The 23,395-nt window shown below is 61.7% G+C and carries 17 protein-coding genes; 12 read left to right on the top strand and 5 right to left on the bottom strand.

Annotated features, from left to right (window positions below; translation table 11 throughout):
• Nucleotides 1-100: 100 nt before the first annotated feature.
• From BJF91_RS21180 to BJF91_RS21125, 12 genes are all read left to right on the top strand, one after another.
• Nucleotides 101-988, top strand: a complete 888-nt coding sequence (locus BJF91_RS21180) for a LysR family transcriptional regulator (protein WP_075616537.1) — start codon at nt 101-103, stop codon at nt 986-988.
• 190 nt (nt 989-1,178) lie between these two features.
• Nucleotides 1,179-2,186 carry a P-type conjugative transfer ATPase TrbB gene (gene trbB / locus BJF91_RS21175; protein ID WP_075616536.1) on the top strand — a complete coding sequence of 336 codons (1,008 nt, stop codon included), beginning with the start codon at nt 1,179-1,181 and terminating at the stop codon, nt 2,184-2,186.
• A gap of 41 nt (nt 2,187-2,227) precedes the next feature.
• Nucleotides 2,228-2,524 (top strand): TrbC/VirB2 family protein, encoded by a 297-nt coding sequence (locus BJF91_RS21170; protein WP_234801693.1) that lies wholly within the window; start codon nt 2,228-2,230, stop codon nt 2,522-2,524.
• Entirely contained in the window at nt 2,524-2,805 is a 282-nt protein-coding gene (locus BJF91_RS21165; protein ID WP_075616534.1) for a VirB3 family type IV secretion system protein, read from the top strand. Before BJF91_RS21170 ends, BJF91_RS21165 begins: the two co-directional genes overlap by 1 nt.
• 9 nt (nt 2,806-2,814) lie before the next feature.
• A complete protein-coding gene (gene trbE / locus BJF91_RS21160; protein ID WP_075616533.1) occupies nt 2,815-5,319 on the top strand; it encodes a conjugal transfer protein TrbE in 2,505 nt (834 codons plus the stop codon).
• Nucleotides 5,316-6,083, top strand: a complete 768-nt coding sequence (gene trbJ / locus BJF91_RS21155) for a P-type conjugative transfer protein TrbJ (protein ID WP_075616532.1) — start codon at nt 5,316-5,318, stop codon at nt 6,081-6,083. The genes trbE and trbJ overlap by 4 nt, the downstream gene beginning before the upstream one ends.
• Nucleotides 6,084-6,096: 13 nt before the next feature.
• The gene (gene trbK-alt / locus BJF91_RS21150) at nt 6,097-6,414 is read left to right on the top strand and encodes a putative entry exclusion protein TrbK-alt (protein WP_075616531.1); all 318 of its coding nucleotides are present in this window, start codon (nt 6,097-6,099) and stop codon (nt 6,412-6,414) included.
• A complete protein-coding gene (gene trbL / locus BJF91_RS21145; RefSeq protein WP_075616530.1) occupies nt 6,411-7,766 on the top strand; it encodes a P-type conjugative transfer protein TrbL in 1,356 nt (451 codons plus the stop codon). Before trbK-alt ends, trbL begins: the two co-directional genes overlap by 4 nt.
• On the top strand, nt 7,763-8,452 hold the full coding sequence (gene trbF / locus BJF91_RS21140) for a conjugal transfer protein TrbF (protein WP_075616529.1): 690 nt from the start codon (nt 7,763-7,765) through the stop codon (nt 8,450-8,452). The genes trbL and trbF overlap by 4 nt, the downstream gene beginning before the upstream one ends.
• A gap of 17 nt (nt 8,453-8,469) precedes the next feature.
• On the top strand, nt 8,470-9,510 hold the full coding sequence (trbG, locus tag BJF91_RS21135; protein ID WP_139310807.1) for a P-type conjugative transfer protein TrbG: 1,041 nt from the start codon (nt 8,470-8,472) through the stop codon (nt 9,508-9,510).
• Complete coding sequence (locus BJF91_RS21130; RefSeq protein WP_075616527.1) at nt 9,507-10,697, top strand: TrbI/VirB10 family protein; 1,191 nt, start codon at nt 9,507-9,509, stop codon at nt 10,695-10,697. Before trbG ends, BJF91_RS21130 begins: the two co-directional genes overlap by 4 nt.
• On the top strand, nt 10,694-10,948 hold the full coding sequence (locus BJF91_RS21125; protein ID WP_075616526.1) for a DUF2274 domain-containing protein: 255 nt from the start codon (nt 10,694-10,696) through the stop codon (nt 10,946-10,948). Before BJF91_RS21130 ends, BJF91_RS21125 begins: the two co-directional genes overlap by 4 nt.
• Before the next feature lie 82 nt (nt 10,949-11,030).
• Here the strand turns inward: BJF91_RS21125 and BJF91_RS21120 are convergent, their stop codons facing one another.
• The 5 genes from BJF91_RS21120 to BJF91_RS21100 form a co-directional block, all read right to left on the bottom strand.
• Nucleotides 11,031-14,153, bottom strand: coding sequence for a helicase-related protein (locus BJF91_RS21120; protein ID WP_075616525.1), 3,123 nt, complete (start codon nt 14,151-14,153; stop codon nt 11,031-11,033).
• Complete coding sequence (locus BJF91_RS21115; RefSeq protein WP_075616524.1) at nt 14,150-16,006, bottom strand: phospholipase D family protein; 1,857 nt, start codon at nt 16,004-16,006, stop codon at nt 14,150-14,152. Before BJF91_RS21115 ends, BJF91_RS21120 begins: the two co-directional genes overlap by 4 nt.
• Nucleotides 15,996-17,162 (bottom strand): DUF6361 family protein, encoded by a 1,167-nt coding sequence (locus BJF91_RS21110; protein WP_075616523.1) that lies wholly within the window; start codon nt 17,160-17,162, stop codon nt 15,996-15,998. Before BJF91_RS21110 ends, BJF91_RS21115 begins: the two co-directional genes overlap by 11 nt.
• A 116-nt stretch (nt 17,163-17,278) precedes the next feature.
• Complete coding sequence (locus tag BJF91_RS21105; RefSeq protein WP_075616580.1) at nt 17,279-20,671, bottom strand: UvrD-helicase domain-containing protein; 3,393 nt, start codon at nt 20,669-20,671, stop codon at nt 17,279-17,281.
• Nucleotides 20,671-23,325, bottom strand: coding sequence for a PD-(D/E)XK nuclease family protein (locus BJF91_RS21100; protein ID WP_075616522.1), 2,655 nt, complete (start codon nt 23,323-23,325; stop codon nt 20,671-20,673). The genes BJF91_RS21105 and BJF91_RS21100 overlap by 1 nt, the downstream gene beginning before the upstream one ends.
• Nucleotides 23,326-23,395: the final 70 nt, after the last annotated feature.

The following is a 23,395-nucleotide window of genomic DNA, read 5'->3' as shown; positions in this document are numbered from 1 at the left end:
GCCGGCAAGGGTAGGCGCTAGCGACCAAAGGCGCTGATGTGGCAAATCACAACAGCTACGGTGACGTTTACGCCCGTCGTAACTGAGGCTGGGGGAATTGATGGATCTTCGTCATCTCCGATACGTCGTTGCAGCTGCCCGGAACGGGAGCTTCAGCGCCGCCGGCCAGGAGCTAAACGTGCGGCAGCCGATCATCAGCAAGCGTATCCGCGAGCTGGAGGATGAACTCGGCGTTTTCCTGTTCGACCGTTCAACGGCTGGAGCACGGCTCACGCCGACAGGAGAGGAATTCGTAGTCGGCGCTCGCCGGATCATCGACGGTTTCCAGCGATTGTCCGAACGGGCGAAGGCGAGCGGTACCGGCAGGACCGGGCGCATAGTAGTTGGCTCTTATAAGTCGATGTCGTCAGGCTGTTTCCGGAATGCCTTAAGGATGTTCCGCGGGAAATACCCTGGAGTTGACGTGGAGCTGATGGAGGCCTCCTACATCGAGCTCAAAGCTGGTGTGATGTCCGGGATGGTCGACCTCGCAATCCTTCTCGGCGATATCGGAAGAATAGAGCTTCTCGACTCCATGCCGCTCTGGTCCACGCAATTGGTGATAGCTTTGCCGGAGGACCATGCGCTTGCTGAAAAAGCGACGGTCTATTGGTCGGAGCTGAAGGGGGAGCGCTTCCTGATCAGCCACGATGATCCTGGGCCAGACCTGCGAAACATCCTGCTTCGTCACCTGGCCGCACCTTCCGATCATCCGGAAATCATCATGCGTCAGCTAAGCCGGGAAAGCATCCTCGGCGAGGTCGCAAGCGGGCAGGGGATCAGCCTGCAATGCGAGGGCACGCAGCCTGTTGCGGGAGAGGGCGTCATTGCCCGACCTGTTCACGACGGCAACGGCGGCATACGGCTCGGCTATATCGCATGCTGGAGACCCGACAACTCCAATCCGGTTCTCAAGAATTTTTTCGATGTGTTCCGCTGCGCGGATTGATTCTCGCAGAACCATAGCTCCCGCACGATAATGATCAGAGCAGAACCGCAGCCGGCCAGTATTTTTCCGACCGCCTACGATCCTCTGCGAACCCCGCGATTATCTTGTTGCTGATCGCATATTTCTGCCTTTCTTGATTGTCCCCGTCGCGATCTGCCGCTTGGCCCCGATCGCCGAAAGTGGGGACCGAATGTCGGCACATCATTATCAGAATCAGGAAGCGATCTCGCGTGGCGCGCGCATGCTCCGCACGGCGCTGGGGCCGACCATTGCGCGTCACCTTGAGGATCCCGCGGTCGTCGAGGTTATGCTCAATCCAGACGGTCGGCTCTGGATCGACCGGTTGGGGGAAGGGCTCGCCGACACCGGTGAAACGCTGCGGGCGGCGGATGGCGAGCGCATCGTCCGTCTCGTCGCACACCACGTCGGCGCTGAAGTTCACTCCGCAAATCCACGTGTCTCCGCTGAGCTTCCAGAAACCGGCGAGCGCTTCGAAGGCCTGCTTCCCCCCGTCGTCGCGGCTGCCACCTTCGCCATTCGCAAGCCGGCGGTCGCTGTTTTCACGCTCTCCGATTACGTTGCGGCCGGCATCATGACCGCAGCGCAAGCCGATGTGCTACGGATCGCGGTCGAACGACGCAAGAATATCCTGGTCGCCGGCGGCACCTCCACCGGCAAGACGACGCTGACCAACGCCCTCCTTGCCGAAGTCGCCAAGACATCCGATCGCATTGTGCTGATCGAGGACACGCGCGAACTGCAATGCGCCTCGCTCAATCTTGTAGCGCTGCGCACCAAGGACGGCGTCGCCTCACTCTCCGATCTCGTCAAATCGTCACTCCGACTCAGACCCGACCGTATTCCGATCGGCGAGGTGCGTGGCGCGGAAGCGCTTGACCTCCTCAAAGCCTGGGGCACCGGCCATCCGGGTGGCATCGGCACCATTCACGCCAACTCGGGCGTGGGCGCGCTTCGGCGGCTGGAACAGCTCGTGCAGGAAGCGGTGGTCACCGTGCCACGAGCGCTAATCGCCGACACGATTGATCTGATTGCCGTGCTTTCCGGCCGCGGCACCGCCCGCCGGCTTGTCGAAATCGCCCTCGTCGACGGGCTCGATCCGGCAACCGGCGATTATTGCACCCTCAGCGCCCACCTCCCAACCGACCGTCAACCGCTCCCGAAAGGAGAACAGAAATGATCTTAGCCATCTCCCTGTTTCGCCGATCCCGTCGCCAGTTCATGCGGGCAACAGCGCTCCTGTCCACCTCCATTATGACGGCGCTACCCGCCCACGCCTCCGGTTCCTCGATGCCCTGGGAGGAGCCGCTGGAAAAAATCCTCGAAAGCATCGAGGGGCCAGTCGCCAAGATCGTCGCCGTGATCATCATCATCGCGACTGGCCTTGCACTCGCTTTTGGCGACACGTCTGGTGGCTTCCGCAAGCTAATCCAGATCGTCTTTGGCCTGTCGATCGCCTTCGCCGCCTCAAGCTTCTTTCTTTCCTTCTTCTCTTTCGGCGGCGGAGCGCTGGTCTGATGGCGGCGTTCGACTCTGAACACGACGAGATCCGCGGTTTCTACGCGCCGGTCCGCCGCGCGTTGACCGAGCAGATACTGCTCGGGGGTGCGCCGCGCGCAGTGGCGATCGTCAACGGCACGCTTGCCGGCGCCGTCGGTCTCGGTCTCCGTCTCTGGCTCGCGGGGCTAGCCATCTGGGCGATCGGCCATTTCACGGCGGTCTGGGCGGCGAGGCGGGACGCGCAGTTCGTCGACGTCGGTCGCCGCCACCTGCGCTATCCCGCGCATATGGGCGTGTGAGGGTCGATCATGTTGAACCTTGCCGAATACCGGAAGAAGAATACCGGCCTCGCCGATTTCCTGCCCTGGGCAGCGCTCGTGGCACCCGGCGTCGTTCTCAACAAGGACGGGTCGTTCCAGCGGACGGCGCGGTTTCGCGGGCCGGACCTCGACAGCGCCACGCCGGCCGAACTCGTGGCAGTCACCGCGCGCCTCAACAATGCACTACGGCGCCTTGGCTCCGGCTGGGCCGTCTTTGTGGAAGCACAGCGCAATCCCGCCAATGATTATCCGGCTAGCGCGTTTTCGGATACCGCGTCTGCGCTTGTTGATGTCGAACGCCGTGAGCAGTTCGAGGAAAGCGGCCTCCTGTTCGAGAGCAGCTATTGTCTCACCTTCGTCTGGCTGCCGCCGGCCGAGGAGGCCTCGCGCATGGAAGGCTTGCTTTACGAGGGGCGCGAGCAGTCCGGCATCAATCCATGGGAGATTCTGAAGGGCTTCATCGATCGCACCGACCGTGTGCTGCATCTCTTCGAAGGGTTCGTTCCGGAAGCCGCATGGCTCGATGACGCAGACACACTCACCTATCTGCATTCCACCGTCTCGGTGACACGCCAGCGCGTCCGGGTTCCAGAGACGCCGATGCATCTTGATGCACTTCTCGCCGACCAGCCGCTTGCAGGCGGACTGGAGCCGCGGCTCGGGAATTTCCATCTGCGCACGCTGACGGTCATCGGCTTTCCGACGGTCACCTTTCCCGGCATCCTCGATGACGTCAACCGACTTGCCTTTTCCTATCGTTGGTCCACTCGGGCCATCATGCTGGACAAGACCGACGCGACGCGCCTCGTCACAAAAATCCGGCGGCAGTGGTTTGCCAAGCGCAAGTCGATCGCGGCAATCCTGAAAGAAGTGCTGACCAATGAACAGTCGGTGCTGGTCGATTCCGATGCCGCCAACAAGGCGACCGAGGCCGATGCCGCACTCCAGGACCTCGGTTCCGATCAGATCGGCGAGGCCTATGTGACGGCAACCGTGACCGTCTGGGATGCCGATCCCAGCATTGCCGAGGAAAAGCTCCGGCTCGTCGAGAAGATCATCCAGAGCCACGACTTCACCTGCATCGCGGAAACGGTCAATGCGATCGAGGCCTGGCTCAGCAGCCTTCCCGGCCATGTCTATGCCAATGTCCGCCAGCCCCCAATCTCGACCCTGAACCTCGCCCACATGATCCCGATCTCGGCGGTCTGGGCAGGCCCTGAGCGGGATGAGCATCTCAACGCGCCGCCGCTCTTCTATGCGAGGACAGAGGGCGCGACCCCGTTTCGCTTTTCGCTGCATGTTGGCGATGTCGGCCATACCATTGTCGTCGGTCCAACAGGGGCGGGCAAATCGGTGCTGCTGGCTCTGATGGCGCTGCAGTTCCGGCGCTATGAGCGCTCCCAGGTTTTCGCTTTCGACTTCGGCGGTTCAATCCGTGCGGCGACCCTTGCCATGGGCGGCGACTGGCAGGATCTCGGTGGCTCGATCTCGGACGCAACATCCTTCCTGAACATGGTCGCGCTGCAGCCACTTGCTGGCGTCCACGACACGCCGGAACGTGCCTGGGCGGCCGATTGGCTCGTGGACATTCTCACCCGCGAAGGGGTGGAGATAACGCCTGGTGTCAAGGAGCATATTTGGACGGCGCTGACATCGCTTGCGTCCGCGCCGGTCCCGGAACGGACGATCACCGGCCTGACGGTCCTTCTGCAGTCAACCGCCCTGAAGCAGGCGCTTCGGCCGTATTGCATTGGCGGCTCATACGGTCGTCTGCTCGATGCGGAACTGGAATGGTTGGGAGATGCCTCGGTCCAGGCTTTCGAAACGGAAGGTCTTATCGGAACCGGGGCCGCGCCTGCCGTGCTCGCTTATCTCTTCCACCGGATCGAGGCGCGCTTCGACGGCCGGCCCTCGCTGCTGATCATCGACGAGGGCTGGCGGGCGTTGGATGACGGCGGATTCGCCCAGAAAATCAAGGAATGGCTGAAGACCCTGCGCAAGAAGAATGTCAGTGTCGTCTTCTCTTCCCAGTCGCTTGCAGACATCGAGGCTTCGCCGATCGCACCGGTGCTCGTCGAAAGCTGCCCGACCCGGATCTTCCTCGCCAATGAACGCGCCGTCGAGCCGCAGATCGCCAGCGTCTACCGGCAGTTCGGCCTCAACGATCGGCAGATTGAGATCGTCGCCCGTGCGACGCCAAAGCGCGACTATTACTGCCAGTCTAGGCGCGGCAACCGGCTCTTCGAACTGGGCTTAGGCGAGGTGGCGCTCGCGCTCTGCGCTTCCTCCGACAAGGCCGCCCATGCGGCGATGAATGACCTGGTCGAAGACGGCGAACGTCCCCGCTTCCTGGAGTCGTGGCTTGTCGCCCGCGGTCTCCGCTGGGCCGCCGACCTCATTCCGGTCCTCGCCAACCTCACTGAAGCTACGCCCGGCGGAGCCAGCGACCACAATTCCAATTCCCCATCACTCGAAGAGGAGATCACACCATGACCCGTTTCGTTTTCCGCCCCGGCCATTCCGGCCGTGCAATCGCACTCGCGCTCAGCGCCGCCACGCTATTGCCGATCGCCGTCACGCTTGTGCCGCAGCCGGCCCATGCGCTGATCGTCTTTGACCCGAAGAACTATACCGAAAACCTGCTGTCCGCCGCCCGCGCGCTGGAGCAGATCAACAACCAGATCACCTCGCTTCAGAACGAAGCGCAAATGCTGATCAATCAGGCGCGCAATCTCACCAGTCTGCCGACGTCGATGCTCTCCGATATCGAGGGGAACTTCTCCGAGATGAAGAGCCTGCTCGATCAGGCCGAGCAGCTTGCTTACAATGTCCAGGCCATCGACCAGCAGTTCAGCTCCACCTACGAGACCTTTGCCGCCGGAAAGAGTAACGATCAGCTTGTGACGTCGGCACGTGAACGCTGGCGGCAGTCGGTCTCGGCCTTCGAGGATTCGCTGAAGACCGGCGCGGTCGCGGTTGATGGTATTGCGAGCACCCAGGCGCAAACCTCCACCCTCGTCAGCGCCAGCCAGTCGGCCGTCGGTGTCCTGCAGGCCGCCCAGGCCGGCAACCAGCTGCTCGCGGTGCAGGCGAAGCAGATGTCGGATCTCACTGCCATGCTAGCCGCTCAGGGACGGGCGGAAGCGCTCGAGTGGGCGCGCCAAGCCGCCGCCCAGGAGCAGGCGCGCGAACAGTTCAGCCGTTTCATGACCGGTACGGCCTACAGTCCGTCCAGCGTCCGCATGTTCCACCAGTAGGAGCTTTGGACCCATGGACTTCAAGATCGCCGCCCGGATGACCTCTGTGCTTGCCATTGGAGCAGGACTGACCGCGACGCTCATGGCATTCAGCCAGCGACAGGGACCAGAAGAAGCCCCCATCTTCCGGTCCCTTGATCCGGGCGGCGATCCTGAGACTGATGGGGCACGAAAGGAATTGCTCCGCTGCCGTGATCTCGGCGCCGAGGCGCTAAGAGACAAGGACTGCCTGAAGGCCTGGATGGAGAACCGCCGGCGGTTCCTGAAGCCTTCGGTATCCGGTCGCCCGACCACGCCGGCATCTGGCGCCGATGCCACGGTGAAGCCATGAACAATACCGGCATCATCGATCGTTTCCTGGAAACCTTCACCTCCTATATCGATTCCGGCTTCGGTCTGCTCGGTAGCGAGGTGGCGTTCTTGTCCTCGACGCTGATTGCGATCGATGTCGTGCTGGCTGGTCTCTTCTGGGCCTGGGGCGCGGATGAGGACGTCATCCAGCGCCTGATCAAGAAGACCCTCTACATCGGCTTCTTCGCCTTCATCGTCGGCAACTTCAACAATCTCGCCCGCATCGTCTTCGAGAGTTTCTCCGGTCTTGGTCTGAAGGCAGCGGGATCCTCGCTGTCGAGCACCGAGCTTTTGCAGCCCGGTCGTGTTGCTCAGGTCGGTATCGACGCCGGCAATCCGATCCTGCAGGCCGCCGGCGACCTGATGGGCTATGTCAGCTTCTTCGAGAATTTCGTGCAGATCTTCGTGCTAATGACCGCCTGGGTGATCGTGCTGGTCGCCTTCTTCATCCTCGCGATCCAGATCTTCGTGTCCCTGATTGAGTTCAAGCTGACGACGCTGGCCGGCTTCGTCCTGATCCCGTTTGCCTTCTTCAACAAGACCGCCTTCCTAGCCGAAAAGGTGCTCGGCAATATCGTCGCCTCAGGCGTGAAGATCCTGGTGCTTGCCGTGATCGTCGGTATCGGGTCAGGTCTCTTCGGCGAGTTCACTGCCGGCTTTTCCGAGCAGCCTACTATCTCGGAGGCGCTGTCGCTCGTTCTGGGCGCGCTTGCGCTGATGGGGCTTTCGATCTTCGGACCCGGAATCGCCACGGGCCTTGTGTCGGGCGCACCGCAGCTTGGCGCCGGCGCTGCCGTCGGAACGGGGCTTGCTGCCGCGGGCCTCGGTGCTGCCGGCTATGTCGGCGCCCGTGCTGGAATGGGCGCGGCTGCCGGCGCTATCGGCGGAGCGATGCGGGGAGGGGCGGCTGTCGCAGGTGGCGCCAGCACCGCCTATGGGCTTGCCAGTGCCTCCTCCGACGCAGGTAGTGCTGGGCGCGCCGCCGCGGGTCTCGCCGGCATGGCCAAAGCTGGCGCCGGTTTTGTAATGAGCAAGGCGAAGGAAGCTGCTGGCCTTTCGGGCGAGGGGCTGCACTCCAGTTACGCAACAGGGCAGTCTGCTGGCTGGAAGGCCACAGGCGGCGGGAACGATGTCGGCGCCGGTGCGTCCGGCACGCCTAGCGAGACCTCTGGCGGAGCCGCGCAAGCTTCTTCGCCGCCGCCATGGGCTGAGCGCATGCAGCGTAAGACCGCCTTCCAGCACGGTGTCAGCACCGCCGCTCATTCCGTCCGCTCCGGCGATCACGGCGGCGGTTCCATGTCCGTTTCCCTCAATCAGGATGACCGCAGATGAACCCTTTCAAACGCGCCTCGGTGCGCTATGCCCGAACGCCTGAGCCTGAAACCCCTTACCAGAAAGCTGCTCAGGCCTGGGACGAGCGGATCGGCTCCGCCCGTGTGCAGGCGAGGAACTGGCGGCTGATGGCCTTCGGCTCGCTCATACTGGCCGGCGGCTTTGCCTCCGCCCTCATCTGGCAGTCGACGCAAGGCACGGTGGTGCCGTGGGTGGTTCAGATCGACAAGATCGGCGAAGCCCAGGCTATCGCGCCGGCGACCGCCGACTACAGGCCGACCGACCCACAGGTCGCCTGGCATCTTGCCCGCTTCGTTGAAAACGTTCGCTCTATCCCGGCCGACGCGGTGATCGTCCGCCAGAACTGGCTGAGCGCCTACGAGTTCACGACCAACCGTGGCGCGGTGGCGCTCAACGACTACGCCCGCGCCAATGATCCCTTCACCAAGGTCGGCAAGGTGCAGGTGGCGGTCGACGTCTCATCCGTCATCCGCGCCTCGCCCGAGAGCTTCCGCGTCGCCTGGTCGGAGCACCGCTACGAGGACGGGCAACTCTCATCCACCGAGCGGTGGACGGCCATCCTCACCGTCGTGATCGAGCAGCCGCGCAACGCCGACAAGCTGCGCGCCAATCCGCTCGGGGTCTTTGTCAACGCCATCAACTGGTCGAAGGAGCTTTCGCAATGAAGGGGGCAGGAAAAGCCATGAACAGGATCCGATCGGGCAGAGCCACCGTGCTCGCAACGGCACTGCTGACAGCGACAGCGCTGGCTGGCTGCGCCAAGAAGTACATCCCGCCGGAAATCGACTATGACGATGCGGCACCCGCGGTGAAGCTTGCTGATCCAGTCGGGCCGGTAAAAGTGGTCGAGGTATCGAAGCCGCTTCCGCTGCCCGGCCAGTTGAAGCCGATCGACGAGGGCAAGAAGAAGCCCGACAGCTCCGATCCGAAGGCGCGGATTGCCGCCGCCAATGAGGCGGCTCGCATGCAGCCGGTCCGCGACGGCTTCATCAATGCCGTCCAGGTGTATCCCTTCGCCATCGGCGCCCTCTACCAGGTCTATGCAGCACCCGGGCAGGTGACCGACATCGCGCTGCAGCCGGGCGAGCAGCTGGTTGGCTCAGGCCCGGTTGCAGCCGGCGACACCGTGCGCTGGATCGTCGGTGATACCGAGAGCGGCACGGGCGCAGCAAAACAGATGCATATCCTCGTCAAGCCAACGCGCTCCGAGCTGCAAACCAATCTCGTGATCAACACCAATCTTCGCACCTATCATCTCGAACTGCGCTCGACGGAAAAGACATACATGGCCTCGGTCTCCTGGCAATATCCGGCCGACCAGCTGATCGCGCTACGGCGCCAGAACACCAGGGCCGCTGAAACACAGGCTGTGGCGAGCGGTGTCGATCTGCAGAGCCTGAACTTCCGCTACCGGATCGAGGGTGACAGCGCGCCCTGGCGACCCTTGCGCGCCTTCGACGATGGCACTAAGGTCTATATCGAGTTCACCTCCGGCATCGCCCAGGGCGAAATGCCGCCGCTCTTCGTCATCGGCGCGTCGGGCAATTCGGAGCTCGTGAACTACCGCGCCCAGCAGAACTACTATGTCGTCGACCGGCTGTTTGCTGCCGCGGAACTCCGGCTCGGTGACAAGGACAGCCAGCGCCGCGTGCGCATCGTGCGCACCGATGGCCGACGCGTCGCCAACCGCACGGCGCTGTTCTCGTCGGAGAGAAGCCGATGACCGGTCCCTCCGATCTCAAGGCGGAGTTCCGGCTGCGGCCGGAACCGCCACGCGTCACGCGCCTGTCGCGCAAGGTGCTGATCGGTCTCGGCGGTGTCTCGGGCCTCGCGATCGCCGCAGCATTGTTCTTTGCGCTCGACACCAATCGGCGCAGGGCCCAGACGCCTGCCGAACTCTACAATACCGACAACCGCACGCCGGCGGACGGCCTCGCCAACCTACCGAAGGACTATACCGGCATTCCGAAACTCGGGCCTGCACTTCCCGGGGATCTCGGTCGACCGATCCTGAAGGCGCAGGAGGAGGGCAAGCCTGTCGCCGTCCCGACAATCCAGACGCCGCGTGCCGATCCGGAGGAGCAGCGCCGCCTGGCGGAGATCGAAGCCGCGCGTGTTGCCAAGCTGTTCACCGACAGCCGAGCCGAGCGCACAGACCAGGTCGTAAGCACGCGGACAAGCACGGCCGATCCTAACGCACTTACGCAGGCCGACACGGTGCCGTCGCTCGACGCCGGCGCGGCGCAGAACATGCAGGACCGCAAGCTGGCCTTTGTCAACGCCGAGGCAGACCGGCGTACCGTCAGCCCCGATCGCGTCGAGGAGAAGGCCTCGCCCTATGTGCTGCAGGCTGGGTCGGTGATCGCCGCCGCCCTGATCACCGGCATCAAGTCCGATCTACCGGGCTCGATCACCGCGCAGGTGACGGAGAACGTTTATGACAGCCCGACCGGGTCGCATCTGCTCATCCCGCAGGGCTCGCGGTTGATCGGTCAGTATGACAGCCAGGTCGCCTTCGGGCAGTCGCGCGTGCTTCTGGTCTGGAACCGGGTCGTCATGCCGGACGGCACATCCATTGTGCTCGAACGCCTTCAGGGCACGGATCCGCAGGGCTTCTCCGGCCTCGAGGATGAGGTGGATTACCATTGGGGTCTGCTCTTCAAGGCGGCCGCGCTCTCGACGCTGCTCGGCGTCGGCACGCAGATCGGCAGCGACGACGAGGAAAGCGAAATCGCTCAGGCGATACGGGAAAGCGCGCAAGGGACGGCTTCCAACGTTGGTCAGCAGATCGTTGGCCGGCAGCTGAACATACAGCCAACGCTCACTATTCGGCAGGGATTCCCGGTTCGTGTCATCGTCAATCGGGATCTCGTTATGCAGCCTTACCGAGCCGCGAAGGAACCGACATGACCAAGCTGAAGCTTTCCGCTATTCCGGACGACAGGCCCGTGAAGATCACCGTCGAACTGCCGGCTGCGGTGTTTCAGGATTTGCAGGCCTATGCAGTTATTCTTGCAAGGGCGAATGGGGAGGCTACACCACCGGAGCCGGTGAAACTAATCGCGCCGATGATCCAGAAGTTTATGGCGAGTGACCGAGACTTTGGGAAGGCGAAGCGAAATCACCCTCTGCCGCGGAAGGACAGTAATTCCGCCATATGATCGCTCACGATTAGGTTTCTATTTCACCGATCACAGAATCTTATGTGACACTATGATCGACCGCGATCTTAGTCGAGGTCGATCATCCTTCCGTAGGGCTGGGCGATATCTTTGCTTCACCCACCGGCCTGAGTGAAATTTGCAGGTCAGCGAGCTCCGCGACGACGTCCGGTCCGAAGGCGGAAAAAAGGTTGATCAGTTCATCTTGACGGGGCTGTCCGAAGGCAAGTCGATACGTCGCGAGAGATTTCTTCAGGTTCTCGAAGCGCTCAACCTCTCTGCTAAACGGGGGGATGAGAACAACCCGCTCAATTTTTGTGTCGCCGGGGTAGAGCCAGTAGGGCACGATATCCCCAGGGCGACCTTGCGCGATTTCATGCTGCCGAGCGGCCTCGAACATGCTCTCCCATGGTGCGACACGCGCATCGCCGCAGATCGCAAATTCACCAAGCTTGGCAGCGATATTGCGGCGGACCGCGTGATTCTTGAAGCGGTGAACCCGGCCTTCGCGCTGCTCAATGTCGACTGGATTACGGGGCAGATTCCAATGGACGATCCGGGCACAATAAGGGTGGAAATCCAAGCCCTCCTGGCCGATCGAGGTTGACGCCAGAACAAACGGACGGAAAGGCGACTTGAACGCAGCCTGCACGAGCGTCGTACGGCGAACACCTTTTTCATCCTCGGCTTTCGTCGCAAAGCGCATCGCAAAGCGCGCCCTCACCTCGAAGGTCTTATCGTGCAAGCGCGAGCGTCCAGCCGTCCAGTGATCCAGGGTTATCTGAGCTGGTCTCAAAGCGACTACTTCGACAACCTTGTTGGCGATGAGAGCCGCGCGTTGTCCCGCGTGCAATTCGGCGGCGTGCTCAGCATCGACCACGAGTTGGAGATATTCATCCAAAACAGCTGCCAAGTCGTGTCTCGCTGCATGCGAGTTGACCTGGCGCCAGTAATTCAGGGGCGATGCTTCTGCCAACAACGCCCTGCTCTCTGGTTGATTGTACAGGCTCCGAAATCCTAGCGCGATCGCCATCGCTGCCCCGACGAGGGCCGGGTCGTTCAGAGGTAGCTCCGGGCAAAGGCGGCCCAACGCGCGAAGTGCGCAGGTCGCTGGGGACCCAAGGGCAAATTCTGCGAGCTTGTCGCAGGTTTCCTTGACGTCTCCGTCGTCAAGATGATCTTCGGCTTCGAGTGCGTTTCCAATTACCTCGATGGCGCGCGCCATAGCCCCGTGTTCATCATGGCCTTCATGCTCAATCGCACCGACCCTTCCCCAGTCAACGCCGGTCCCCAATCCTTCCTCAAGTGTGAGCGGCAGGAGGCGATCGGATCTCTCGGCCAGGCGTAATAGTCGCTTTTTATCGATACGCTCGGTGAGTACTTGGACGGCCTGGAGGTGCAGGTCATCATAGCTTGACGCACGTCCAAACCGGCGCTCCAAGGCCAGCGGGTCGACCCACGCCGCCAGGGTAGGGGAGGGGCAGAGCATTGGCATCATCTCCTCGATGCCGATCGGGCGGCTGGTGCGGCTGACCAGGTCGGTCGTCATGCCCATGCGGCGACTTGCTTCATGCGAAAGAAGGGCGGCGATCGCGTCAGGCACCATCGACCAATCAGAGAATATGAGCGACTTCGCTGCCGGGATCTGCGCGCCGTATGATGGCCGAGATGGAGGAACCCACAATGCGCGATCAAGCCCATGCTGGAAGGCCATGTCCGCCATAACGCGCATTCGTGCGTTGCGCAGCGGAATCTCCTCGTAGCCCTCGACTTGCTCCTTGCTGATGAGGAACGGAGTGGCAGCCTTGATTGCGTGGCGGAGTTCACTAGATGGCCGGAGCTTCACCGCCTGTAACTTCTGCCGGAGCTTGTAGTCACGCATGAAATTGAGGAGGTACGGCGCCGACTTCCAATACTCAACTATACCCGGCGCACCGACGAGCGCTGCTACCTGGGCAATCACCTTCGCCTCCCTAAGATCATCCGTCTCGATCCTCAGCTGCGGCTTGCTCTCCTTGACAAGCGCATTGCGGTCATCGCTGGAATCGACGCGCTCGGTGCGGGCAATGACTTCCCCCAAAATGTGTTGAACGCGATCGCGCCTGACGCGAGCCTGAACACTTGTCTCTGGCATTGCCTGTAACGCGCGGCGGAAGTTGATAAGCTCTGTTTCCAGCTCTTTAATCCGCGCATCACCCGCTTCTGCGCCAAAGAGGAAACGCATGGTGCGCAGGAAATCACTGTAGTGATCACCGTCCTCTGGATCGTCGCTATTCAAGGTCAGCATGCGGTATGGAGTTGCTGACAATAGCAGAAGCCGAGCTTTCGAGCCGTCGCCGCCAGAATAGGAAAAGAGCGCACGCGCGAGCTCCGCCGCCGCTGCTTTTTCGGGAGCCAACTGCTCATCGTGCTCGTGCAACAAATCGGCGAATCGCTGAAATTCGTCGAGGATGATCAAATCGGGGGTCAGGGCATCGACACAGGTTCGTGCCAGGACACGGCGCAATTCCCCAATCATGGCAGGCGGCCGCTGATCGGGGGGATAGTTTGGATTTTTCTTGCTCCTCGCCAGTTCTGCGGCTGCGCGAATCCGCTCTACGAATTCGTCTCCGACAGCCGCGTTGAAATTCTTCGAAATCTGCTCGGAGATTTTCTGATAGCGTATCCAGTCGGTCCAGCCAGGCCAGTTTTCTTTGTCAACGCCTCCGCGGAAGACACGCTGCACGCCGCTGTGTCGGATACCGAGCCTCTTTCTCAGCATCTCGTAAATCAGGACCCGTTCTTTTGCGGTACCCAATGATGACTTCAGATCGAGTGCTGTTCCTGGGGTGAGGCTGATAAGATTCACGGGCTGCGACGCAATTCCGCCCTCTTGCTCGATTTCGAGCGGCAGCAAAGTGAGACGTGTATTGAGAGGTTTTGTCGCCGAGCCAATGACGTTGAGCGACTTGATGTTCTGCTCGGCAATCGCCTGGTTAGAGCATATGTAGACGACGTCGATACGATCGACCTTGCCGGTCAACTCTTCGATTGCTTTGGCAATGACACCCCGCGCCACCATGGTCTTTCCCAGGCCGACCTCATCGGCGACGAGAAACTGCCCCGTGGGCAGCGCATCAGTGAACAGACGCCGAAACACATAATTGACTGTGGCCCGCTGAAAAGGTTTGAGGAGCTTCAAATGCTCTTCCGCTTGATAGGTCATTTTCGGGTTCTCTTGCTGGCTACAATCGGCGCGAAGCTGGCCCACAACTGAAGAAAATCCTCTGGGACAATGCTCTTGCCACCATCGTCAAGGCGTTTGATGAGTTGATCGATCTCGGCGAGTTCACCGCCATCGAGTGCAAGGGCCCGCACCATCGGCTCAAGCAACGCGTTTCCACCTTGACCGAGCCGTCGAATCCATTGGCCCTCACCCGCAGTTTCGCTTTCGAGAAAACTGCCTTCACCCAAACTTCCGAGTAGCAAGCTCAGATAGCGGAAAAAGTTCTCGACGTTGGCAATATGCGCTCGCAGGACGGCAGCATCCCGGCCATCGGGCAGGCCGATGAGCTTGGCGCCCAACGTAAACGCAATCTCGACGCCTGTGCCCTCGTCGCGGAGCCGCATTCCAAGCCAACGTGTGACGTCGCTCAAAGGGACGGTGCTTACAGCCATTCTCGGCGCCATGCCGGAGAACAAAGACGCCGCGTCATACCCCTGTTCATTCGCAACCGTAATGGGGCGAACGAAACATCTCACTCCCGCGGGTATCTGGATAGGCGCCGCGTCGCCGGATACCGCCAATTCAAGCCCGACGCCGTCGGGAAGTTGGGTGCAGAAGAGGTCAAGCGGCAGTGCTGCGATCCTGGTGCGCAAATTTTCGAGGACCTTCTCAGCAGCTGCGGCAGCATCCTGCTCGGGCGGCTCAGAGGGCACGTAAGGGGTTAGGAGTCGCTGAAATTCGTCGGAGAAAAGCGTTTCGGCAATTGAACCCATGCGGCTTTTGGGGCCGTCGAGGGTCGCCATGATTTCGATGTTTTGCGTACGACCACTGCGGCCAGGGACCAGTGCAGCGCTCGTTGCATTGGCGGAGCCGAGGTGAATGTGCAGACGCGACCCACGCTCCACCACGTAGGCTTTGGCATGAAGGCCCTCAAGATCGGCAGAACCTATGTCGTCCCGATCTTCTTCCTCGTAACGGGTCGCTCGGTCATCGAGGGTCCGTATATCAAAAAGCTCGCGAATGTCAGGCTTGATACAATCCAGTTCCTCGGCTCGTGCCACGAGTTGACACGCTGACGGGTCGTCGTAGCCTTTGGCCAGGTGCGCGAGCGCGGCACTGCTTACGAAAGGTGAGAGAACGGCGAGGCGCTCACCCTTTTGCGGAGACCAGGCGCCGGGTTTCAAACCATTCACTGCAAAGCTGACTTTGGTGGCACCTGCAGGGAGATCATCCCAGATACACTGCTCGAGATCCCGCATGAGAGAAGGAAGAAATTTTGGCGCCGGCGGGCGATTGGCAGAATTCGCCAAACCTGGAAGTGCACGAACAAGCTGCACGACAGGCTCGTTCGCATCGTTGACATCGTCGCCGACCTTCCCGTCGAGGCAAAGAGCCAGGTCCCAGCATCGATCATTGGTCAGGTTGCGTGACAGAATGGCGAGCCGTATTCGCGTGGGCTGTCCCTCTTGCTCCGGCTGGAAACGGATGCACCATAGCTTCGGATGGAATGCACCCCCCTCTGGAGCCGAAACCTCGATTATCGTCTTCTCGTAAAGCGCCATCAGCCGCGCTGCATTAGGGCGCGCTTCCTTGATGCGGCCCCGGTCACAGTATATGGCCATCCTGCCGGTCATTCGCTCGACGCTTTGCAGCAGGGCAAGCGGGCTCCGCAACATTTCTTCACGGTTCTCGGCGTCTCGGAAAACGATGGCGATCGGAATAGTAAGGGCTGTTTCGAAGTCAAGCGAGTAGGTGGTCGCAACGGCGTTGTCGAACCGATAATGATCGGGCGCGCGCATAAGAGATGTGTAGAGTTCGCGATTTTCAGGGTTGAAGACGGGTTCAGCCGGCATCGGCGAGCTCCCCAAGATAGCTTCTCGAGATACCCCATCTGAAATCGAGACGGGCGTCGCCAGAGGCACCTGACCATCTCTCAAGTGGCGCATCGTGCAGCAGACGCGCCTTCAACCGCTTCAGGCCATGTTCCCGGTGCTTTAGAAGCTCGATCGCGGCACTGTCTGTCTCCAACTGGCCTGAGCCGTCCCGCGCGATAGATGCCCAGCTGCGGATAAAGTCGCGGGACGACTTGGTCAGACTATGGCTGGTTTTGCCAATCAGGCTAAAAAGATCATCGAGATCCCACTCGTTCAAATTGAGATGCTCGAGCTCCGCCACCCAGTCCTCAAGGCGCGACCGATAGTGCTCCACGAGGGCTGGAGCATCTGCATGTTTTTTGGCATTTGGCCGCGTAGCGGCACGCAGCGCCAGTAGAAGATTGTAGAACAGACTGGCGCCATACATCACGCCGGAGAACCTTTCTGCGTGTCGCAATATCGCGCGATTTGATTTCGAGATGCTGCTTTCGCTCACCTGCCATGGCCAATCCTGAGTGTAAGACTTACCCGAGCGTGCCAGCTCGTTCAGCAGCGTTGGCTTTGCATTGCCGGCGATGCGATCTCGCAGGAAATCCGCTTCTTCCACCGTCAGCGCAAATGTTGCCTCATCAAACAAATCTCCGGGCGCTTTGGGCAGGCTTGATGCCCACAATTTCAGATCGTGGTCCTTGAGGCTTTCGGGACCATAGGACAGGAAGGTCGCTTGGGAACCCGCCAGTGTGCGTATGCCAAGGGTGTTGAGACCTGCCCAGTAGACGCTTGAGGCAAGCCGCTTGAGGTTTCGGCCCGCATCCCGGCCGATCACGCCGATCGTCTCGTCGCCCCGAAGCAGAGCTTCGCTCAACCGGAATTCCAGGTCCCGGGCAACATTCGTCCGCTCCGCTTGCGTCGCCTTTCGACTTTGCGCTTCTCGGTAGATCCATGGAATAAAAAGCATATAGCGGAGCCGCGTCTGGATCGTACTGGTGCCCGGAAAAAGCAGATCGGCAAGGCCATCTCGCACTGTTCCCAAACCTAATTCATCGCGGGCTTCAGGTTGTTTGAAGAGATCGATGAGCGTTTGAGCGCGTCGCCGTTCCTCGGGGTCGAAATCAATCCAGGCAAGATAGGACATGTAAATTCCGTCTAAAGCGCTGAGGGGAACAGACGGCTCGTTCCTGCCGCGGTAGTGGTCACGGTTTTAGAACTGGCCTGATGAAAGGTCGGCGGGCTTATGTGAAGATTCGGCGGTTACGATGGAGGGGAGGGGACATTTGGCTTGACCGCGATCACCGTCGCGCTCGTCATCAGGACGATCAGTCCCTGTTCTGCACCCGTCATTTCGAGATATGCGCGGACCTGCGCCCGATAATGATCGAGTGTTCTGGGATCGGAATTCACATCGCTTTTCCAATCGATGACCACCGCTGGCCGACCCCCAGGACCAACCGTCAGCGCATCGGCGATGCCCGCCGTTGCGACCAGTTCAGCGTCTTCCTCGCGAAGCGCATAAACAGGAAACTCCGCAGACAGTGCTGGCCGTAAGGCTGCGATTTCGGGCAACCCTAAGGTCCGTTCGATGCAACCAGCCAACTCCTCGGGGGAAAGTCCGGCGGTCGGGTCGGGGACCGGAACCCTGCCAAGCGCACGGACGAGTTCCTCGGCTCGCGCAGAGAGCGCCGCGGGCGAGTCGTCCGTTTCGCCGGTCAGGACTTCTTCCATAAGCTTATGAAGGACGAGCCCGCGCTCGCGGCCACCCTGCACGGTGGAGGAAGCGACGAGCTCAGGCGGCGCATCATCATCCGAGCCGGTCCAGATATCGGCGTCCTCCTCTTGCAAGAGCGCTCCGGCTGAGTTCTCGTCCCGGCTCGGAGCAAGCCATTTCAATCGCATCTGCCGATCGGCGATTGCGCCGGCCTCAGCGGCGAAAGTCTCCCGCGTCTGACTGTTGCCGTGGCCGCCGGCCACCACCACCGGATCTGGCGATAAATGCGATGTGTCCAGCGCGACGAGTCCTGCGAGTGATAGATCGACAAGACCGATCCAGGCAGACTTCGAAGGCGTTACGTCGAGGCGCGGCAGAATCAGCAGCTCACGGGCCCGAGTCGCAGCGACATACCAGAGACGGACACGTTCGCGGTCCAACTCGGCCTTCTCGGCTTGCCGCGCCGTGTCATAACCAGAGGGCGGGACACCGAGAACAGGGCAATAGAAAGTGTCATTCTGCCGGTCAATCACCGCGCTGTCAGGTGCCATCACGCCGGTCATGGTGTTGATGGGGATTACTACCGGCCATTCGAGGCCTTTAGCGGCATGCATGGTGAATAGCGCGACGGCTTCCTCCTGCGCGTCGGGTCGTCCCTCAACCGCCCGGGCCTCGTCGGTCCAGGCCGCTGTCATCGCCTCGGAGAAGGCGCGGAGGCCGCGCACCGCATAGCTGTTTGAGAGGCTGAGATAGAGGTCGACATTGGCGAGCGCCCGCTCGGCCTGACCCCGATGGCGGTCGAGTAGAATGGGACGCAAGCGCAGGACATCCACGGCCTGCGAAAGCAGTTCGTGCGGTGTGGTGCTGTTGCCGCGTCGCTGGAGCGCCTGCAGCTTTTCGATTATATCGCGCGCCAGCGGATGACTGATTGCCGCCGCGTCGACACCAAGGTTGAGGCGAGGGATGCGGTTAGGTTCCTCGTCAGACCGCGGGAGCGCCCAGACGACGTCCAGCAACTGTTCTTCGCTGAGTCCGACCAGCGGGCCGCGCAGCAGCGCCCCCAGGGCCAGAGTGTCACGGCGATCGGCCAGCACCCGGGTCAGTGCGATCAGATCCTGCACCTCCTGCCGGCGAAACAGACCCTTACCGGCCTGCGTTGCCACCGGTATGCCGTGCCGTTCAAGCGCTTCCTCATAACGCCACAAATCTGCGCCGGTCGGTGCGAGAAGAGCGATGTCGCCCGGCTGGCAGGCGCGTTCCGCGCCGGCTTTGCGATCCAGAACGGGATGGCTACCGATCAACCGGGCACACAGATCAGCGACCGCATCGGCTTCGGCATCGCGTTGCTGTTCCGCGCTGGCTTTGCCGTTCTCGTCGGCGACAGCGATGTCGAGCGCGGCGACGCAGACGCCGCCGCGATCGTCATGGAAGGGATCGAGTGCGGTGAAGCCGGGCTGTCCGTCCGCCGACAGGATTGCCTCGAAACGCTCGTTGACGAAGGTGAGGATCGAGGCGCAGGACCGGAAATTGGTCGAGATCGACACAAGGCCGTCCGCATCCTGTCCTGAAAAGGCTGTCCGCGCCTGGACGTAGGCGCGGACGTCCGCGCCGCGGAAACGGTAGATCGCCTGTTTGGGATCTCCGACGAGGAAGAGCGCGCCGGGCCGGATTCGGAAGCTGACCCAATCTCGCGGATCCCCCATGGGGTCACCACACAGCCGCCAGAAGATTTCCGCCTGAAGCGGATCGGTATCCTGGAACTCGTCGACGAGGACCTTCGCGTACCGTTGCCCGAGCGCCTGTCGCACCGCCTCATGATCGCGCAGCAGATCACGTGCGGCGTAGATCAGGTCGTCGAAATCGAACTGGGCGCTGGCGCGCTTGTGCTCTCGATACCGCTCCAACATCGGCCGTGCTTCATCGATCAGCGCCGCGAGCACCTGGCCGGACGCAGCCTGAAGGAGGGCGGTCCACGTAGCGCAGCAGGCGTCAAAGAAGCCTTCTGCGGCATCATTCAACCGGTCGGCGTCGGCTTTGGAAAGCCCGGCCTGTTTTGCCGCCGCCGCCCATTTGCCCTTCTTGCGATAGGAGGAGAAGTCCCCAGCCTTGGTGCACAGGTCGGGATGTGGGCGCGAGACCAGCAGCCCGACTAATCCGGCCGGCGTTTCCACGTTCGACGCTGCGGGCAAGCGCGCAGCCATTTCGGAAAAGCGTGCCGCATAAACCTCCGTCTCCGGCTCGCAGGCGCTAGCGGCCTGCATGAAGGCGGAGAAATCATCAGCCGCCTGCTGAAAGGCGTCCAAATGCATGGCAAGCGGTGTCACCGCCGGAGTGATGAGGCTCCTGCGCCGGCGGAGTGCTTCGGCGACCCTGTGCATCAGGGCCACGGTCTCGCCAGGGCTGTGCAGAACCATTTCGGCGAGGATGCCATCTTGGTCGCCGGATAGGCTCTCCCGAAGCCAGCCGTCCACTATTTCGAGAAAGGTGAGGTCGGCCTGGTTCCGGTCCATGACCGTGGCGCCCGGATCGATGTCTGCTTCTGCCGGATAGGGTTTGATCAAACGCTGACAGAACCCATGGATTGTCGAACATGTGATGTCGTCGATCGCGGCGCTGGCGGCGATGAGATTGTCACGCTGCATCTGCGACAGACCGTTTGGCAGCCCCACCCGAAGTTCTGGTGCGATATTGCCCGCCGCAAGATCGCTGACGAACTCCCGAACCCGGGAAAGGAGCTCGCTTGCCGCGAGTTCCGTGAAGGTGACCGCCGCAATCGCGCGAGGTGCAACACCCTGTGCCAACATGACAGCAATGCGCCCGGCCATAACCGCTGTCTTGCCCGAACCCGCACCTGCCTCAACCAGGATGGAGCGCTCGTGACCGCTAATGGCATCGCGCCGGGCACGGTCATCCTTGAGGATTTTTTGCATGATGGTCATCATTCGGCCTCCCACACCTGAGCGACTTCGCCAAGCCGCTCCGTGGCGGCGGATTGCTTGCGTTTGCAGTATGTTGCGTTGGCATTGGCCGGCAGGGCGAATGCGAGGTCGTCGTAGTCACCGCCCGTATCCGGACCGGGCAGCGCGGCGCCACTTGCAAACGCGCTCCGAGCAGCCTGCAGATACTGCGTCATTTCAGCCAGCATGGCTTCCGGGTCATCCAACCGAACTTCGAGCGGTTCGCGCGGATAAAGCAACGACGCACTGATCGCGACCTGGTCGCCCAACAACGCTTTCACGGCGAAGGCGTAGAGGCAGCGTTGGAGCTCGCGTCCGCCATTCAGTCGGATTTCACCTTTGGGAGGCTTGCCAGTCTTGTAATCGCGAACGAGCGCCCGGCTTCCGTCGCCGGCAATGTCGAGCCGATCGATATAGCCCGCAATCTCAAAGCCCGTGTTCGGGATCACGACGGGCAAGCTCGCATCCCAGGGAAGCTCCGCCGTCGACTTAGGCTCGGACCCGCCGAAGGGAACTTCGCTATAGGAGCGGCTTGCCGGCAGATGCTCGTCGCCATAAGCGAGGGCCTGCGCCGTCAGAAGGCGTACGTCACCGAGTGTTCGGCCCCAGATAACTTTAGGAGGGATCGGGCGTTCACTTTCCCAGTCGATTGCGACCGCATCCGCAGCCGCGGCGACAGCTTTCTCAATCGCAGACGCATCTGCGGAGGCCAGACCGCCAGCCGCTTCGAGGGTTCGCAAAGCGCGATCCAACACCAGGTGGATCAGATCGCCCGCTGCGAGCCCATCGAGCACTAGAGGCTCGGCGCTGCTCTGCGGTGCGCGCCAGCCGAAGGCGTAGTGCCAAAGGAAACCGAGCGGGCTGCGCAGCAGCGTCTTCAGCGAACTGGCCGACTGGGTCCGCGCGAGGATTGCGAGAATGAGCGGATGATCAGGCCGCACGAGGCCGTCATGGGGCGTGATGTCCGGCGCGCGCCAGTCGCGCCAGCAATCGCGGGCAGTGATCGCTTGGGTGTTGGCGGCGAATTCCTGCGGTCGCGCCATCAATCGATCGGTTTCGCTAAAGGCGTGCTCGGGGATGGCGTTGCGACGCAGGTACGTTTCGTCGCCATGAGCAGCGAACAATGGACTGCGTCCGAGGAGACGACCGTCGCTGTCGCGACGGGCGCGAGAGAGGACGACTTCGCCGGACGTAGTCGCGATAATTGTTTCGAAGTCCCTGCGATCTGCGAGGCTGACTGGAAGCGGGTCGAGCTCGGCGGTCGGGATGATGTGGTCCGGGATCAGCCGGTCCTCGGCAATCCCGCGCGGCCAACGAGAAGAGTTGAGACCGATCAGCCGAACGAAGCGCCGGGGTGAGGCCGCGAGCGCACTTGCTGGCATCCAGGCAACCGAAACGCAAGCCTCGAGCCCGTCATCCTGCTTCAACGCCTCGAGCGTGGCATCGACAGATGCGGCAGGCCCGGCCAGCAGCGCTTTGCGCCAGATGGCCAACGACCGACCTTTAAGGAAGGCATTGCCGATCTCCTGAGCGGCGTCCGGTCCCTTTGCCAATAGGTCAATCGCTTTGCGCAACGTTGGTGCGTGATCTTTGCCATCGGGCCAGTCCTTTGGCGTGAGCCGCGAAAGGAGCCGGTTCCAGGCGGCAGACGTCGACAAGGGTGCATCGCTCGGCAGAACGCCTAGCCAGCCGTCGGGAAGGGTCTCTAATGGCGCTGATTCTCGGCACAGCGCGGCAAGGCGGCGCAGACGTGATTGTGAGAGCCCGCGCACAACGATGTCGGCTAGTGCCGCAGCCGCCTGTCCCTCGCGTGTCGCGACCGCCCGGATGCCATGGACGAAATGCAGGTCGATGTTGGCATCGGCGCGCAGCGCTAGGAAATGGTCGTCATAATCCGCCGGCGAAGCCGTCGCGATTGCGATTTCTGACGGTGAGATGCCCGACGCGAGCAAGGTGCGAGCCCAGCGCATGGCCTCTATGGCTTCGTGATACGCGGTCGCACCACTGATAGACCGAACCGATGGCGCTTCAGCCTTGCTTTGCACGACAGTGACGCCGCTATCGGCCAGCCAGGCCGGGACTGAGCGTGGACCGGCCGTCCACTGAACGGGAAGGCGTTCGGCCAGTTGCTTGATCAGCGGACGCCAACACGGAGAAAGCTCTGTCAATCCGACGATCTCGATTTTACCGAAGATCGCGGATGCATGGGCGATGCGGCTAAGAGCTGTCGTGACGATGTCGACCGGGCGCATCATTCCGGCAGGAAGTTGCTCCAGGACAGCGGTCTCCAGCCGGGCGATTGCTACGAGTCGCGGATGCTCACCCGCCCGAGCAGGCAGATCGATGCCGGCGCGCCAAGCCTTGTGCAGTGTGTCCGCTGCTGCCCCGGTCATGCCGGGCAGCATCTTGATGCTTTCCAGCTCGCCCATGGGCGTATTGGGGAGGACCGCTTGGATCGCCGCGCGCAGGCTCTCTTCGTCGATCGGCCGTGCAAATCCCCCGGCAAGCCGCACCGCGGCTTGCTCAAAGGACATGATCTGAAGGCCGTGGCAGGCGCCGCTGGCCGCAGCGAGGCGGGCTTGGCGCATAGCGAGGCGACCATGAACGACAAGTGTTGCCCGGCTCGAGTTGGTCATACTGCTTTCCTTTCTGGGCTGATCCTCGCGGAGGCGCCTTGCACGACCTACGTGAAGACGCACGATTCTC

The organism is Gillisella taibaishanensis (genome assembly GCF_001938985.1).
Classification (GTDB): domain Bacteria; phylum Pseudomonadota; class Alphaproteobacteria; order Rhizobiales; family Rhizobiaceae; genus Allorhizobium; species Allorhizobium taibaishanense.
This window is presented reverse-complemented; position numbering and strand designations above follow the sequence as displayed.